Raw genomic sequence first — 16,095 nt, 5'->3', positions numbered from 1 at the left:
CGGATGCCGAGATGGGGGCAGACTGTCTGCATGACGAGCCGCGCCGGCCTCCCTGCCGAGGAATCTGATCTGATCGATGTCGACGAGCTGATCGCCGCTTACTACGACCGCGTGCCCGACCCCGGGGTCGCCGCCGAGCGGGTCGCGTTCGGCACCAGCGGTCACCGCGGGTCGTCGCTGACCAAGAGCTTCAACGAGAACCACATCCTGGCGACCACCCAGGCGATCGTCGACTACCGCGCGAGCCAGGGAATCACCGGTCCCCTGTTCCTCGGCCGCGACACCCACGCGCTCTCGCTGCCCGCCGAGCGCAGCGCCATCGAGGTGCTCGTGGCCAACGGCGTCGACGTCCGCGTCGACTCGCGCGACGCCTGGGTGCCGACGCCCGCGCTCAGCCACGCGATCCTCACCTTCAACCGCGACCTCGCGTCGGATGCCGCCGGCCGCGCCGACGGCATCGTCGTCACCCCGTCGCACAACCCGCCCCGCGACGGCGGCTTCAAGTACAACCCGCCGCACGGTGGACCGGCCGACACCGACGCGACCGGCTGGATCGCCGACCGCGCCAACGAGCTGATCGCCGGCGGTCTCGTCGACGTCAAGCGCGAGCGGTTCGCCGACATCGACTGGGACGCGCTTCCGGGGTACGACTTCCGTGACGCCTACGTGCGCGACCTGGCGACGATCATCGACATCGTCGCCATCCGCACCGCCGGCGTGCGCATCGGCGCCGACCCGCTCGGTGGCGCATCCGTCGAGTACTGGGCGCTCATCAAGGAGGTCTACGACCTCGACCTGACCGTCGTGAACCCCGAGGTCGACCCGACCTGGCGCTTCATGACACTCGACTGGGACGAGAAGATCCGCATGGATCCGTCCTCCCCGTCGGCCATGGCCTCGCTCGTCGCCAAGAAGGGCGACTACGACGTGCTGACGGGCAACGACGCGGATGCCGACCGCCACGGCGTCGTCACCCCCGACGCCGGGCTCATGAACCCGAACCACTACCTCGCGGTCGCGATCGACTACCTGTTCTCGCACCGCTCCGAGTGGCCGCGCGACGCCGCGATCGGCAAGACCCTCGTGTCGTCGATGATCATCGACCGGGTGGCCGAATCGCTCGGACGCCGCCTCCTCGAGGTGCCGGTGGGCTTCAAGTGGTTCGTGCCCGGTCTGCTCGACGGCTCGGTCGCGTTCGGCGGCGAGGAGTCGGCCGGAGCATCGTTCCTCCGCAAGGACGGCACGGTCTGGTCGACCGACAAGGACGGCATCCTGCTGTGCCTGCTCGCGGCCGAGATCATCGCGGTCACCGGCAAGACGCCGTCGGAGCGGTATGCCGAGCTGGAGCAGGCCTTCGGCTCGTCGGCCTACCAGCGCGTCGACGCCCCGGCGACGCCCGCGCAGAAGGCGACGCTGGGCAAGCTCGCTCCGGATGCCGTCTCGGCGACGACCCTCGCGGGAGAGGAGATCACCGCCAAGCTGTCGCACGCCCCCGGCAACGGTGCGGCGATCGGCGGCCTCAAGGTCCAGACCGAGCACGCCTGGTTCGCCGCCCGCCCCTCGGGCACGGAAGACGTCTACAAGCTGTACGCCGAGAGCCTGCGCGGCCCGGAGCACCTCGCCGAGGTGCAGGCGGAGGCTCGCGCCGTCGTGTCCGCCGCCCTCGGGGGCTGATCCCGCGCCCTTCGGGCTGTTCTTCTGCCCCCGCACGTCGCCCGTGTGGGGGCAGAAGTGCATCCGGGACCGGAACTCTTTCGTGGCGGAACGCCCGCGTGGCGGAACGCCCGCGGGGCGGACTGCCGCACGGCATCCCCTCCTTGTGCGTGCGGGGTCAATTACGCACCCGAAACGGCTGATCCCGATGCGAAAGTGGCCCCGGCTGGCGTCCGCGATGCGAAACTGACCCCGACTGGCGGGCGAAAATGCCCTCGCGTCCCCTATCTCGCCGCCCCTGCGTGTGCGTGGTCGATTACGCATCCGAAACGGCCGATCCCGGTGCGAAAGTGGCCCCGGCTGGCGAGCCGGAGTTACCTTCCGGCCCTCGTGCTCGCCCCCTGCGTGTGCGGGGTCAATTACGCACCCGAAACGGCCATCCCCGGTGCGAAAGTGGCCCCGGCTGGCGAGCCGGGTGCGAAAGTGGTCCCGACGGGCTGGCGGGCGGATGCTGCGGGGGGCGGGGGCAACCCGGGCGGAAGGATGCGGACGGATGCGGACGGATGCTGCGCAACAGCGACCCCACCGTGGGCCGACGCGCGCGGACGCGATGCGTCAGACCGAGCGGGCGAGCAGTGCTCCGGCCTCGCGCAACCAGCGGGCGGGGTCGGCGAGCGCGGCATCCGACGATCCGGCGATCTCGGTGAGCGACGCGGATGCCGTGAACAGCGCGGTGTCGGAGTCGGCCGTGATGCGTCCGGCGGCGAGCAGGGCGGTCGCACCGGTCGTCGACGCGAGGCCGGCGATGAACGAGGGCACCTTGCCGTCTCCGGACTGACCGTCGTACGACCCCTCCCCTGTGATGACATGGTCGGCGTCGGCGATCGCGTCGGCGAGGCCGATCAGGTCCGCCACCTCGGCAGCGCCCGGGGCGAGCGTCGCACCCCAGGCGACCAGCGCACCGCCCGCGCCACCGGCGGCTCCGGTGCCCGGCAGTGCGGAGTCGAGGCCGAGCAGTGCGGCGAGGCCCGCGAGTCCGGCATCCACCTCGTCGAGCTCCGGGCCGACGAGACCCTTCTGCGGTCCGAACACGGCTGCGGCGCCCCGCGGGCCGACGAGGGGATTCGTGACGTCGGTGAGCACGCGCACCCGCGGCGCCGTGCGCAGACCGCTCAGGTCGGCGGAGGCGATGTCGGCGAGACCGCGGGCCCCTCGTGCGACCGGCTCACCGGCGGCATCGAGGAATCGCGCGCCGAGGGCGGTCAGCATCCCGGTGCCGCCGTCGGTCGACGCGCTCGACCCGATGCCGACGACAAGTCGCGTGACGCCGTGGTCGAGGGCCGCGGCGATCGCCTGACCGAATCCGGAGGTGTCGGCATCCCACGGACGCAGTTCGTCGAGCAGTTCGATGCCCGAGGTCGAGGCGAGGTCGACGACGGCAGTCCCCCCGGGTGAATCCGCCGAGACGGGAAGCAGCAGCCAGCTCGTCTCCAGCGCCAGCCCCGCGGGTCCGTCGACGACGACCGGCATGCGTCGCGCTCCCTGCACGGCCGCCTCGAACGCGGCGACGGTGCCCTCGCCGCCGTCAGCCATGGGGCGGTGCACGAACGTCGCGGTCGGCTCGACCGATGACCAGCCTTCGGCGAGGGATGCCGCCGCATCCGCCGCGGTGATCGTGCCCTTGAAGCTGTCCGGCGCCAGCACCACGCGGGTCATCGGGTGAGTCCGGGGGTGCTCGCCCGCACGATGACCTCGAGCGGAAGCGGAGCCTGCTGCCAGTCGGCGTCGACCGTCGCACGGAAGGCCTGATATCCGACCTCGCTGAGCGGCACGCGCACGGTGGTGAGCGCCGGGGTGACATCGCTGCTCGAGGGCACGTCATCGAAGCCGCAGACCGCGATGTCGGCACCGACCTCACGACCGGCCTCGCGGATCGCCGCCATCGCTCCGATCGCGACCACGTCGCTCATGCCGAACACGAGGGTGCCGGGTTCGACGCCGTCGGCGAGGGCCGCCGTCATCGCCTGCGCACCCGATTCGCGGCGGAAGTCGCCGCGGATCACCCGCCCGATAGCCCCGCCGTCGGTCTCGAAGCCGGCGCGGAATCCGGCGAGACGCTCGTCCGACGTCAGCACTCCCTCGGCTGCGCCGATCGCGATGGCGGAGCGGTATCCGAGAGACGCCATGCGGCGACCGAGCGCTTCGGCGCCAGCGCGGTTGTCGATCTCGACGTGGCGGTTGTCTGCGCTGCCGGCGCCGAACGTGACCACGCGTCCACCGAAGCGGGCGTACTCCGCGAGCTCGCGTGAGGTGTCGGAGTCCGTCGGCTCGTTCGTGCGCGATGCGGCGAGGATCAGGCCCTGGGGTCGCTGCCCACGGAGGGCCCGCACGATGCGCGCCTCGCGTGCCGGATCTCGCTCGGTGATCGCGATCGTCACGACCAGGCCCTGTTCGTCGGCTCCGCGGGCGACACCGGCCGCGATGAGTCCGAAGTAGGGGTCGGCGATGTCGGCGACCAGGAGTGCGATCACGGGCGAGGTTCCTCGGGCGGTCGCCTGCGCCGATGCGTTCGCCGTGTAGCCCAGTTCGGCGGCCGCCTGCTCGACGCGTTCGCGGAAGGACTCGGCCACCTTGCGCTCGGATCCGTTGAGAACACGGGATGCCGTGGCGAGCGAGACTCCGGCCTCACGGGCGACGTCGTGCAGGGTCGGGGCCGCGCCCCGGGAATGCCGCGGCTGACGCACGCGGGAAGGGCTTTCCTGCTGACTCATGCCCTGAGCATACTGCGCGGTGAGGACGATGCCGGGGAGGGGCCGGCGACCGGACTGCGGGGGCGCATGGCTCAGAGGGAGAGGTAGGCGCGCAACGTCGCCGCCTCGCCACGCAGCAGCGTCGGATCATCGCCGGGTACGAACTCGAGCAGCGCATCTCGGGGCGGAGTCGTCGCGGACAGCGCATCCGCGAAGAAGCGGGTCCACAGGGCATCCCTCGCCCGCAACGGAAGCCTCTCGTGATCCGGCCACCACGAGAACACGTGCGCGGCGCTGACCCGGTCGGCGATCGCGCGGTACTCGTCGAGCACCGCATCGACCGTGGCACCGACCGTCGGCTGCCAGTACGAGCTGAGCGTCGGCCGAGCCACCTCGTCGAGCACCCGCAGCGTCGTCGGGGCGGTGTCGGCGAGCGTCCCGGAGTGGAACTCGAGCGCGAGCGAGATTCCCCGGGCGGCGGCCTCATCGACAGCATCCTGCAGTCGGGCGATCGTCGACGCCCAGTCCTGCGGCGACGCCTCGCCGGACCCGATCGGCCCTGCCCAGACGCGCACGCGATCGACACCGAGCGCCTCGGCGGTGTCGAGCACGGGGGTGATCGGCTCGTCGGCACCGGCACGGAAGTACGAGCCGTAGGAGCACGCGACGAGCCCGGCATCCGTCGTGAGCGTCGCGACCCTCGCGGCCTGCTCGACGTCGCCGGGCAGCACGTGCGAATCGGCTCCCCACTCGATGACCTCGAGTCGGGCGTCGGCGGCGAGGTCGACCACCTGTTCGGCGCTCAGCGACCGGAAGGTCACCGAGCAGAGTCCTGGGCGGATCTTCGTCATGACGTCATCCTCTCAATCGTTCGGCGGGGTGTCTCGGGGCTTGCGCCGTGCGCGACCGCCGCGTACAGGTGGGCGGTTCCCGGGTGGGGATCCGGTCTTTTCCGGTCCGGTCTTTTCCGGTCCGGTCCCGTCGGACGAGAAGACCGCCGCACCCCCTCCCATCTGCAGGACGCAGACACGGATGCAGGACAGAAACGGTGTCACGGCCCTGCATCCGTGCTCGGGTCCTGCAGGTGCTCCGGCGAACGGTCCGGTCCGGTCCGGTCCGGTCCGGTCCGGTCTTTTCCGGTCCGGTCTTTTCCGGTCCGGTCCCGTCGGACGAGAAGACCGCCGCACCCCCTCCCATCTGCAGGACGCAGACACGGATGCAGGACAGAAACGGTGTCACGGCCCTGCATCCGTGCTCGAGTCCTGCAGACGGTAGAAGCGTGGCCCGCTCGCGGACGTTCGCGGCCGGTGCCCGACCGGATCCCGGTGCCCGACCCGGTTCGCCGGCCCCGACCGGAAGCCCGACCCCGACCGGATCCCGGCGGCCGTCAGCGCAGATGCGGCGAGATCGCGGTGCCGAAGGTCTCGGCCGTACGACGGACGACGTGCTCGGGAGCGTCCGCCCAGATGTCGGCGTTGAAGATCTCGACCTCGATGTCACGGTCGTATCCGGTGTCGATCACGGCCCGCGTGAGCGAGCCGAAGTCGATCACGCCGTCACCCGTGTAGTGCCGCGACAGCAGCACATCGGCGGCGAGCGGGGTCTTCCAGTCGCACACTTGGTACGTCGCGATGCGCCCCTCACGGCCGGCGCGCGTGATCTGCTCGAGCACCTGCGGATCCCACCAGATGTGGAACGTGTCCACCGCCGCGCCCACGACGTCGGCATCGAAATCGGCCGCGATGTCGAGCGCCTGCCCGAGCGTCGAGACGACCGCGCGGTCGGAGGCGTACATCGGATGCAGGGGCTCGATCGCGAGCGTCACGCCCGCCGCCTTCGCGTCGGACGCGAGCACGCCGATCGCGTCGCGCACACGCTCGCGCGCGCCGATCAGATCGCGCGATCCCACCGGGATGCCGCCGGCCACGAGCACGAGCACGGCCGTCGATCCGTCGGCGCCCGCGGCGGCGAGGGTCGCGGTCTCCTCGATCGCTCGGCGGTTGTCGTCGAGCGCAGCGATGCGATCCGGCCCCTCCGGAAGGGTGAAGAAACCACCGCGGCAGTGGGTCGTGAAGCGCAGCCCCGAATCGGCGAGCATCTGCGCGGCGACGTCGAGCCCGACCTCGTTCACGGGCTCGCGCCACAGGCCGATCGCCTGGATGCCGGCATCCGCCGTCACCCGCAGCGCCGTCGCGAGGTCTGCGTGCTTGATCGTGGCCTGGTTGATCGACAGGCGCGGGTCGACGGTCACAGGTCCACTCCGTTCAGGCGGAGCATCCCGTGCCAGCGCTCGCGTGCGAGTTCGGGATTCTCGAGGGCGAGCGACGCGTTCGCCAGCTCGACGATGCGGCTGAGGTGCGGAAGGCTGCGCGCCGAGTGCAGTCCGCCGACCATCTGGAACGCGGGCTGGTGCCCGTTGAGCCAGGCGAGGAAGGCGACACCGGTCTTGTAATAGAAGGTCGGCGCGGCGAACACCTGGCGGCTGAGCTCTTCGGTCGGGCCGAGGATCTCGAGGTAGAGCTCGGGGTCCCCGGCATCGAGCGCCTGGATCGCCGCGGAGGCGACCGGGGTGATGGCCGCGAACGCGCCGAGCAGCGCGTCGGAGTGCCCGTCACCCTGCCCCACGGTGTCTCCGCCGATGAGGCCGACGTAGTTGAAGTCGTCGCCGGTGAACATGCGCACACCCTGAGGCAGTCGCTCGCGCACCGAGATCTCCGACTCGGCGTTCAGGAGGCTCATCTTCACGCCGGCGACCTTGTCGGGGTTCTCGGCGATCACGTCGAGCAGCACAGCGGATGCCGTCTGCCAGTCGTCCGCGCCGAAGTACCCGGCGAGCTCGGGGTCGAAGGCCGTGCCGAGCCAGTGCAGCACGACCGGGACGGTGGCCGCCGAGAGCACCTCGCGATAGACGCGACGGTAGTCGTCGGCGTTCTCAGCGACACGGGCGAGGTGGCGAGAGGCCATGAGCACCGGGCCCGCCCCCTGCTCCTCGGTGAAGTGCAGCTGCTCCTTGTAGGCGTCGATCACCTGGTCGAGCGAGATGTGCGACTCGGCGACGTGATCGGTGTTGACGCCGACCACGACCGAGCCGCCCTCCTCGCGGGCGACCTCGGCGCTGCGCGCGATGAGCTCGCGCGTCGCCGCGGCATCCAGCCCCATGTTCCGCTGAGCGGTGTCCATGGCGTCGGCGACGCCCAGACCCCACGAGTACGCGTTGCGGCGGAACGCCAGAGTAGAGTCCCAGTCGATGTCGGCGGGCTGCCCCGGGGTGTTGTCGGCGTTCACCTTCGGCACGACATGGGCTGCGGCGTACGCGACGCGGCTCTGCAGCGGAGAGGCCGGACGCGTATACCCGCCGCCCTCGCGCAGCTCGGCATCCGTCACCGCGCCCGCGGCGTCGAGAAGTCGGAGAGTGGTCATGCTCAACCCAGCGTCAGCGGGGTGAGTGCGACCTTGCGGCCTTCGGCGCTGGAGGTCAGCCCCGCCTCGGCGAACTGCACGCCGCGGGCGCCCGAGAGCAGGTCGAAGGGGTACTTCGTGCCCTCGACGAACGAGACCAGGTACTCCTCCCACTGCTGACGGAAGCCGTTGAGGAAGACGTCGTTGGTCGGGACGTTCTGCCAGTCGGCGTCGTAGTCGTGGCTGTCTTCGAGGTCGGGGTTCCAGACCGGCTTCGGAGTCGCATTGCGGGGCTGGATCTTCGCGCCGAAGAGTCCGACGACCGCGGATCCGTGGGTGCCGTCGACCTGGAACTCGACGAGCTCGTCGCGGTTGACGCGCACCGTCCAGCTGGAGTTGATCTCGGCGACGATGCCGCCCTCGATCTCGAAGATGCCGTACGCGGCGTCCTCGGCGGTGGCGGTGTAGTGCTCGCCGTTCTCGTCCCAGCGGTCGGCGATGTGCACGGCGGCCTGCGCGTAGACGCTCTTGACCTCGCCGAACAGGTTCTCGAGCACGTAGTTCCAGTGCGGGAACATGTCGACGATGATGCCGCCGCCGTCTTCGGTGCGGTAGTTCCAGCTGGGGCGCTGCGCGGGCTGCCAGTCGCCCTCGAAGACCCAGTAGCCGAACTCGCCGCGCACGGAGAGGATGCGGCCGAAGAAACCGGAGTCGATGAGGCGCTTGAGCTTCTGCAGACCCGGCAGGTAGAGCTTGTCGTGTACGACGCCGGTCTTGACGCCGGCCTCGTCCGCGAGACGCGCGAGCTCGAGGGCCTCGTCGAGCGACTCGGCGGTCGGCTTCTCGGTGTAGATCGCCTTGCCGGCCGCGATCGCCTTGCGAAGGGCCGAGGCGCGGGCCTTGGTCACGAGGAAATCGGCGTAGATCTCCCACTTGGGGTCGGCGAGCGCTGCGTCGAGGTCGGTCGTGTAGTCGTCGATGCCGTGCTTCGCGGCGAGCTCGGCGAGCTTGGCCTCGTTGCGGCCGACAAGCAGCGGCTTGACCGTGATGCGGGATCCGTCGGGCAGCTCGATGCCGCCCTGGTCGCGGATCGCGAGGATCGACCGCACGAGGTGCTGCCGGTAGCCCATGCGCCCGGAGACGCCGTTCATGATGATCCCGATCTCGCGGGGTGTCGCCTGTGACATTGCTGGTCCGTTCTGTTATCTCTGAGGTCCCGCGCACTCGGCGGGGAAACTGTGCGGTAAGCGCTTTCCGACAGCATGCCATGCTGTGGCTCGGTGCGCAAGAAAAGGTGGAAAACGCTCTCCATGCTCGTGCGGGTCGACGGACGCGCTCACGCGCTCAGCTCCATGTCGAGGCGCGTGATCACCTGCGACGGGACGCCGCCGTGCAGCAGCGCCTCGACATCGTCTAGGGCTGAATCGGCGAGCCTCCGCGCCTCGGTGCCCATGGATCCTGCGATATGCGGGGTGAGGGCGACGTTCGGCAGCCCGCGCAGCGCTGCACCGATCGGCAGCGGATCGGGCTCGGTGACGTCGAGCACCGCATCCAGTCGCCCCGGCGCACACTCGGCGAACAGCGCATCGTGATCGAGGATCCACCCGCGTGCGGTGTTGATGACTGTGGCACCGTCGCGGAGTGCCGCCAGCTCGGCCGCGCCGATCATGTGCCTGGTCTCGGGCAGTGCGGGCGCATGCAGCGACAGCACGTCGACCTGTCCGAGAATGTCGTCGAGAGGCAGCAGCTCAGCCCCGGCGTCGGCCACAGCCTGGGGCGAGACGAAGGGGTCGGCGACGAGGATTCGGATGTCGTCGAGCTGCCCCAGCATTCGTACCACCCGGCGTCCGATCCGCGAGAAGCCGACGATGCCGACCGTTCGACCGACGCTGCCGTACCGCGTGGAGCCGACCAGGTCGCGCCACTCAAGCACCGTCGACGGCGAGCGCACGTGCACGAACGCGCGCTTGAAGGCGAGGATGATCGTCGCGAAGGTGTACTCGGCGACCGGCACGGCGTTGGCATCGGCGGCCGAGGTCACCGTGATGTCGCGCTCCCACAGGTCATCGGACACCAGCCGTTGCACGCTGCCGGCCGCGTGCACCACGGCGCGCAGCCGCGGCATGCGGTCGAGGAGCGCGGCGTCGAGGCGCGGAGCACCCCACGATGTGAGCAGGATCTCGGTGTCGGAGATGTCGCCGTCGTCGATCTGGAGTCGTGGCGACGGCGCCAGCTCGCGCAGTCGCTGCAGACGCGCATCGTCGAAGAGCAGGTCGAAAACCTCGGGGCTCATTGCGGTGCGAACGGTCATGCGCGCACTTCTTCGACGTCGTGCACGGTCTCGATGTCGAGCACGGGGCGCAGGGTGTACCGGCTGTTCGCCCACACCACGTACAGGGCGGGGGCGCAGGTCAGGCCGATCGCGATCGCTGGCATCGTTGTGAAGAGCCCGAACTGCACGGCGAGCACCGCGAGCGACAGCGCCGTGAGGTGCCAACGCCGCACACACAGGTAGAGCGCGGCCTTGACGATGTCGCGCATCCTCGCGCCCGGCTCCTCCGCCAGGGCGACGAGAGCCACGAGAGAAGTCGACACGGCGATCACGGTGAGCAGGGCGAGCACCGGGACCATCAGGACGGATGCGGGTGACGCGGCGACCACGCGCACATCGACAAGCAGCACGACGACGGATGCCGCCGCGATGGCCCCGATCAGCATGCCTTTGCGCGCGGTGGCCCTCCAGCCACGGAGGAACGAGCGGACCACCTGCGGCTCCCCGCGGCCGAACTCGCGGAACGCCGCGAATGCGCCGGTCAGCGCCGGCGCCGCCAGCGGAGCCGCGAGCGCGAGCAGCGGCCACGACAATGCGGGATCCGTCGTCATGAGCAGCACCACGAGAGGCGACGCGGTGACGAGCACGAGGAAGTTCGTCATCAGCCCCAGGTAGACGACCCCGAGGATCGTGGCCCAGGCGTCGTGGGAGATGCGCTTCATCGGTCAGCCCTTCAGCCCGCTGGTGGCGATGCCCTCGACGAAGTACTTCTGCCCGAGCAGGAAGATGATCGCAATGGGGAGCACCGAGATCGTGAGTCCGGCGAAGAGCAGCGCGTAGTTCGTGTCGAAGAGGTTCGAGACGAAGCTCTTGAGACCGAGCTGGATCGTCCAGAGATCCGGGTTGCGCAGGTAGATGAGCGGACCCAGATAGTCGTTCCAGGTGTTCACGAACGTGAGCATGGTGAGGCTGGCGATCGCGGGGATCGACAACGGCAGCATGATGCGGCGCCAGATGGCGTACTCGCTGAGCCCGTCGAGGCGTGCAGCCTCGCTGAGCTCCTCGGGGATCGTCTCGTAGTACTGCTTCATGAGGAACACACCGAAGGCTCCGAACGCCTGGAGCAGGATGATCGCCCACAGAGTGTTCGACACCTTCAGATTCGACAGCAGGATGAACTGCGGGATCATGTACGACTGCCACGGCACCGCGATGGTGCCTACGTAGACGAGGAACAGGATGTCGCGCCCCGCGAACTTCATACGGGCGAAGCCGTAAGCGGCGAACGATCCGGTGAGCACCTGCAGGAACGTGACGGTGACGGCCAGGAACAACGTGTTGCGGATCCAGACGAGCATGTTCGACTTCGTCCAGATGTCGATGTAGTTCTGCCACACGAACGTCTCGGGGATCCAGACGACCGGCACAGAGAACACCTCGTTGGCGTTCTTCAGCGAGCTCATGATCATCCAGAAGAACGGCGCGAGCAGGCCGATGGCGGCGATGATGAGAGCGATGTAGCCGAGGGTGCGGCCGACCGTGAGCGCGGTGCGCACCCGACCGGCGGGGCGGGGATCGCTGAGTTTGCGCAGCGTGCCGCCGGTGACGAGAACCTGGGTTTCGGTCATCATGCGCTCCGCTTCTTGTTCCAGACGAACTGGCCGATGGTCACGAGGATGCAGAGGAAGAACAGCGCGACGGCAGCGGCGGACGCGTAACCGAACTGCGACTCCTCGAAGCCCTTCTTGTAGATGAACTGCGACAGCACCAGGGTCGACTGGCCGGGGCCTCCGTCCGTCATGACGAGGATCAGGTCGAAGATCTTGAACGAGTTGATGGTGAGCATCACCGTGACGAAGAACGTGGTGGGGCGCAACGACGGCAGCGTGACGTTCACGAAGCGATCCCACACGTTCGCCCCGTCCATGCGCGCCGCCTCATGCAGCTCGCGCGGCACGGTCTGCAGGCCCGCGAGGAAGAGGATCATGTAGTAGCCCATGTCGCGCCAGGTGCTGACGATCACGACGGCGGGCATCGCCCATTCCGACGATGTGAGCCAGCCCGGCGGCTGCGAGATCCCGATCGCCCGGAGCACCTCGTTGATGGGTCCGTAGTCAGGGCTGAAGAGCAGGTTCCATACCACCGCGATCGCGACGATCGACGTGATGTAGGGGAAGAACGCAGCGGTGCGGAAGAACGCGACGCCGCGCAGCTTGTTGTTGAGCAGCAGCGCGAGACCGAGCGAGACGACGATCGTCAGCGGGATGTGCAGCACCGAGTAGTAGATGGTGTTCCAGAACGCGATGTGGAAGCTGCCGTCACCGAGCAGGCGCTGGAAGTTCGCGATGCCCACCCAGTCGGCCTTGCCGAAGACGTTCCAGTTCGTGAACGCCATGTAGAAGAGGATCAGCACCGGAAGCAGGGTCAGGAACCCGAATCCGAGGAAGTTCGGCAGGATGAAGCTCCAGCCGATGAGGGCGTTGCGGCGACGCAGCGCCGAACGGCGGCGGCTCGGCTTCGTGGTCGTCGGCGGCGGGGCCGTGCCGGGGCGTGGGGCCTCTGTCGTGGTCATGTTCTCGTCTCCTGGATGCTGCGCGAGGTCGGTGTCGGGGGCCGACCGAGGGCCGGCCCCCGAGTGGATCAGCCGACCTCGTTCTTCACGCGGTCCTCGGCCGTCTTGATGGCGTCGTCGACCGATACCGAGCCCGACATGACCGCGGTGTGCAGATCCGCGAGGATGCCCTGGATCGTGGCGGTCTTGTTGGAGGTGGGGTTCTCGGGAAGAACCTCGTGCGTCGACCAGGCGAACTTCGACAGATCGTCGGTCGGTGCTCCCTCGACCCCGAAGTACGATTCGACGACGGCGTCGTTCGTGAGCGCCGGGGTGATCCCGATCTCAGCGAGAGCCTGCGCGGCCTCCTCAGATGCGGCGAACTCGAGGAACTGCTTGGCGGCGTCGGTCTTCGCCGAGTCGATGTTCGCGTTGATGCCGAATCCCGTCGGGTCACCGAACGTCACAGGAGTGTTGTCGGTGCCGGTGGTCTTGTCGTCGAGCTGCGGCGCGGGGGCGATGCCCCACTCGAAGTCGTTCGCCTCCCCCGAAGCCTGCTGTGCGATGAGGGTCGCGGTGTACCACGTTCCCATCAGCATCATCGCGGCCTTCTGAGTGCCGAACTCGCCCTGGTAGGTGAGCTGGTTGGCGGTCGAGGTGTTGAAGTCGACCTGGCTGCCGGCATCCTGCAGGGCGAGCGTGCTGTCGTAGTACTCCGTCATGTTGCTGAAGTCGCCGTCGAGCACGCTCGTGCCGGTCTGCGCGTTCGCGAAGCCCTGCACAGTCGACTGCCAGCGGTGCAGGTACGCGCCCTTGGAGGCGTCGGTGGTGAGAGCCTCGGCCGCATCGGTGTAGTCGTCCCAGGTCCATGAGCCGTCGGGGTGGTCGACACCCGCCGCGTCGAAGAGCGCCTTGTTGTAGAAGAGGACCCAGGAGTCCTGGCGGTACGGCACCGCGTAGGCGGCGCCGTCGACCTCATAGGAGTCGGTTCCGCTGATGCCGTCCGGCAGCGGCACGTCGGAGACGTCGAGCAGCTGGCCGCCCTCCTGGAAGGTCGTGACGTACTTGACCTCCTTCTGCGTGATGATGTCGGGGCCGGATCCGGCGGCGAGGTCGGCGGTGACGAGTGTGTTGTACTCGGTCGCGTCGTACTCCTTGAGTTCGATCGTGACGTTCGGGTGGTCCTCGGTGAAGGCGTCGGCGAGCGTCTGGAACTCGGGAGTGGTGTCGATGCTCCAGCCCGAGAGGGTGAGCGTGACGGGGGCGTCGGGGTCGGCGCTCCCACCGGTGTCAGAGCCGCCGGAGCAGCCTGCGAGGGTGAGGGCCGCGACAGCGGCGATGCTGCCGGCGGCGAGGATCTTACGGTTCATGGGGATACTGCTCCTTTGCAATGACGGGCGCCCAGGACGGGTCGGGTGCTGGCTCAGGCGAGCCGGTGTTCGGTGGTGGTGGAATCAGGCCAGATGACGGTGACGTCGTCGGTGTCAAGGCGGACGGAGGGAGCGGATGTGGAGGCGTGGTCGGACAGATGCACCGCGGTGGCGATCCACTCGCCGGTCGACACCGGATACGTGACGACAGGCACCGAGGCGACGGCGCCGAGCGGGCTCGCGTCGCGCCGGTTCTCGACCGACGGGACTCCCCCCGGGGTGAGCGCGACGATGGTGCTGTGGCGGCCGCGCGCCGAGGACGCGGCGGTGCTCACCGAGATCGTGTCGTCGACGGCATCGGCGGCGAGCGCCCATCCGCCGATGCGCAGCGCGACGCGTGCGGCATCCGCCTCGACCCGGTCGATGCGCACGAGCCGCACCTCCCATGCTCCGCGCGCGATCGACCAGGTGGTGACGGTGCCGGCGATCGCGACGTCACCGGTGATGCCGGAGCCGTGCCTGGTCTGGGTCGCTGCCGGAGTGATCCAGTGCGCGGTCGCCTCTGATCCCGCGATCGCTGCGGCACCCTCGTGACGGATGCCGCGCACGCGCATGCCGGCACGGTGCGTCGCCCGACCGTCGGCATGCAGCAGGGCGACGGACTGCTCGAGCGGCTCCGCCCAGGCGTCGCCGTTCAGCAGCGGGCTCGCCGCAGTCGAGTACCCGAGGCGGGTGTACAGCGGCGAATCGCCGACGAGGTCACCCGGCCGCGCGTGGTCGGCTCCGTGGTTGATCACCCGGACGATGCCGTCGTCCGCTGTCGTGGAGATGATCCATGCGGGGGCCTGCGCGACGCGGAGGACGTCTGCGGTCTCGGAGGGCAGCAGCTCTGACGGTACCGACCAGACGGGGTGCTCCGCGGGCAGGGCGATGCCGAGCAGGCCTTTCGCGGCCCAGTAGGGCGAACCGGTTCCCGAGTAGTTCTGGGCGAGCCGTCGCCACTCGTCGTGCCATCCGAGATCGAGGAGTCCCTGTTCGTTCGGGGCGCCGTTCTCGGCGAAGTGGCGCACGATCGACGAGGCCGCACGGCGCAGCTGCGCGGCCGGCACTGACGTGACCCCCGCGACCAGACCCGCCCAGTACGGCGCGGCCGCTGCGAAACGGTAGACGAGGCTGCGGCCCTGGATCAGGGGCGAGCCGTCGGCTCCGACGAGCGCAATCGCATCCTGCAGGAAGGTGTCGAGGCGGGCGATGTCGCCCTCCGTCCGGCGGCCGGCGAGATCGGCCGCTCCCTGCATCCGCGACCACAGCACCGGATACAGGTGCAGCGCCCAGCCGACGTAGTGATCGTACGATCGGTCGTCTCCGTCGGAGATCCACCCGCCCTCGCGGAGGAAGGAGTCGTGCTGCGCCAGGTCCTGGTCGATGTCGGCCTTCGACCATGGGCCGCCCACCGAGCGCAGGAACGTCTGCACGACGACGCGGAACCACAGCCAGTTGTTGCGGGGGTAGGTCTCGTCGCCCACGACCGGTGAGAGGTAGTCGATCATGCGCTGCTGGGTGATGTCGTCGAGGCGATCCCAGATCCAGGGGCGAGTCATGTCGAGGATCAGGGCGACGGATGCCGCCTCGACCTTGGCCTGGGAGTGCTCGTCGAGTCGCACCCACCGGTCGGGGCTATCGGGGTCGACGCCTGCCGTGAGGCCGCGCGAGTAGAAGTCGATGAGGTCGTCGACGCCGTCCCCGCGTGCGCCGGCGATGCGGAAGCCGGCCAGCAGGAAGGTGCGCACGAATCCCTCGAGGCCGTCGACCTCGACGCCGTACCCGCCCGATGCACCCGGCAGCGTGATGCGGGCGTTGTTCTCCGAGGCCCAGGGTCGCACGGCAGCGAGCAGTCGGTCGGCATAGGCGATCAGATCGTCACGGGACCACTCGGAATTCCGAGACTCCACGGCGTCACGGGGGCTCACGGCCGTCGCCGGGCGGGTGCGCTCGTATGTCACAGGGTTCTCCTTTGAAGACTGCTTCGAGAGTGGACCGCGAGCCCACGTCGTTCGTTCGCGATCGTTGGGAGATTATCACCGCAATTCGATCAATACA

General features: G+C 69.2%; 13 protein-coding genes. 1 reads left to right on the top strand and 12 read right to left on the bottom strand.

The features are described 5' to 3' along the window. Positions 1–30 precede the first annotated feature (30 nt). A complete protein-coding gene (gene pgm / locus QRN21_RS13225; protein ID WP_285364419.1) occupies positions 31–1,674 on the top strand; it encodes a phosphoglucomutase (alpha-D-glucose-1,6-bisphosphate-dependent) in 1,644 nt (547 codons plus the stop codon). 594 nt (positions 1,675–2,268) lie between these two features. Here the strand turns inward: pgm and QRN21_RS13220 are convergent. The 12 genes from QRN21_RS13220 to QRN21_RS13165 form a co-directional block, all read right to left on the bottom strand. After that, positions 2,269–3,369: a glycerate kinase gene (locus QRN21_RS13220; RefSeq protein WP_285364417.1), complete on the bottom strand. Its 1,101-nt coding sequence runs from the start codon at positions 3,367–3,369 to the stop codon at positions 2,269–2,271. Next, positions 3,366–4,424, bottom strand: a complete 1,059-nt coding sequence (locus QRN21_RS13215) for a LacI family DNA-binding transcriptional regulator (RefSeq protein WP_285364415.1) — start codon at positions 4,422–4,424, stop codon at positions 3,366–3,368. The genes QRN21_RS13220 and QRN21_RS13215 overlap by 4 nt, the downstream gene beginning before the upstream one ends. A gap of 71 nt (positions 4,425–4,495) precedes the next feature. Beyond that, the gene (locus QRN21_RS13210) at positions 4,496–5,254 is read right to left on the bottom strand and encodes a sugar phosphate isomerase/epimerase family protein (protein ID WP_285364413.1); all 759 of its coding nucleotides are present in this window, start codon (positions 5,252–5,254) and stop codon (positions 4,496–4,498) included. A gap of 536 nt (positions 5,255–5,790) precedes the next feature. Beyond that, positions 5,791–6,654 carry a sugar phosphate isomerase/epimerase family protein gene (locus QRN21_RS13205; RefSeq protein WP_053097755.1) on the bottom strand — a complete coding sequence of 288 codons (864 nt, stop codon included), beginning with the start codon at positions 6,652–6,654 and terminating at the stop codon, positions 5,791–5,793. Next, on the bottom strand, positions 6,651–7,823 hold the full coding sequence (locus QRN21_RS13200; RefSeq protein WP_285364409.1) for a dihydrodipicolinate synthase family protein: 1,173 nt from the start codon (positions 7,821–7,823) through the stop codon (positions 6,651–6,653). The genes QRN21_RS13205 and QRN21_RS13200 overlap by 4 nt, the downstream gene beginning before the upstream one ends. Positions 7,824–7,825: 2 nt before the next feature. Next, entirely contained in the window at positions 7,826–8,989 is a 1,164-nt protein-coding gene (locus QRN21_RS13195) for a Gfo/Idh/MocA family protein (RefSeq protein ID WP_053097757.1), read from the bottom strand. Positions 8,990–9,138: 149 nt separating this feature from the next. Then, positions 9,139–10,113 (bottom strand): hydroxyacid dehydrogenase, encoded by a 975-nt coding sequence (locus QRN21_RS13190; protein WP_285364406.1) that lies wholly within the window; start codon positions 10,111–10,113, stop codon positions 9,139–9,141. After that, on the bottom strand, positions 10,110–10,796 hold the full coding sequence (locus tag QRN21_RS13185) for a DUF624 domain-containing protein (RefSeq protein ID WP_285364404.1): 687 nt from the start codon (positions 10,794–10,796) through the stop codon (positions 10,110–10,112). The genes QRN21_RS13190 and QRN21_RS13185 overlap by 4 nt, the downstream gene beginning before the upstream one ends. Before the next feature lie 3 nt (positions 10,797–10,799). After that, entirely contained in the window at positions 10,800–11,705 is a 906-nt protein-coding gene (locus tag QRN21_RS13180) for a carbohydrate ABC transporter permease (RefSeq protein WP_285364402.1), read from the bottom strand. After that, complete coding sequence (locus QRN21_RS13175) at positions 11,702–12,646, bottom strand: carbohydrate ABC transporter permease (RefSeq protein ID WP_285364399.1); 945 nt, start codon at positions 12,644–12,646, stop codon at positions 11,702–11,704. The genes QRN21_RS13180 and QRN21_RS13175 overlap by 4 nt, the downstream gene beginning before the upstream one ends. Positions 12,647–12,714: 68 nt before the next feature. Next, a complete protein-coding gene (locus QRN21_RS13170; protein ID WP_285364397.1) occupies positions 12,715–13,995 on the bottom strand; it encodes an ABC transporter substrate-binding protein in 1,281 nt (426 codons plus the stop codon). A gap of 53 nt (positions 13,996–14,048) precedes the next feature. After that, on the bottom strand, positions 14,049–15,998 hold the full coding sequence (locus QRN21_RS13165) for a DUF2264 domain-containing protein (protein ID WP_285364394.1): 1,950 nt from the start codon (positions 15,996–15,998) through the stop codon (positions 14,049–14,051). Between the last annotated feature and the right edge of the window lie 97 nt (positions 15,999–16,095).

Origin of the sequence: Microbacterium sp. LMC-P-041, assembly GCF_030209555.1 — a bacterium.
In the GTDB taxonomy this organism is placed as follows: domain Bacteria; phylum Actinomycetota; class Actinomycetes; order Actinomycetales; family Microbacteriaceae; genus Microbacterium.
The sequence above is the reverse complement of the archived record's forward strand: the minus strand, read 5'-3'. Positions and strand labels throughout refer to the sequence as shown.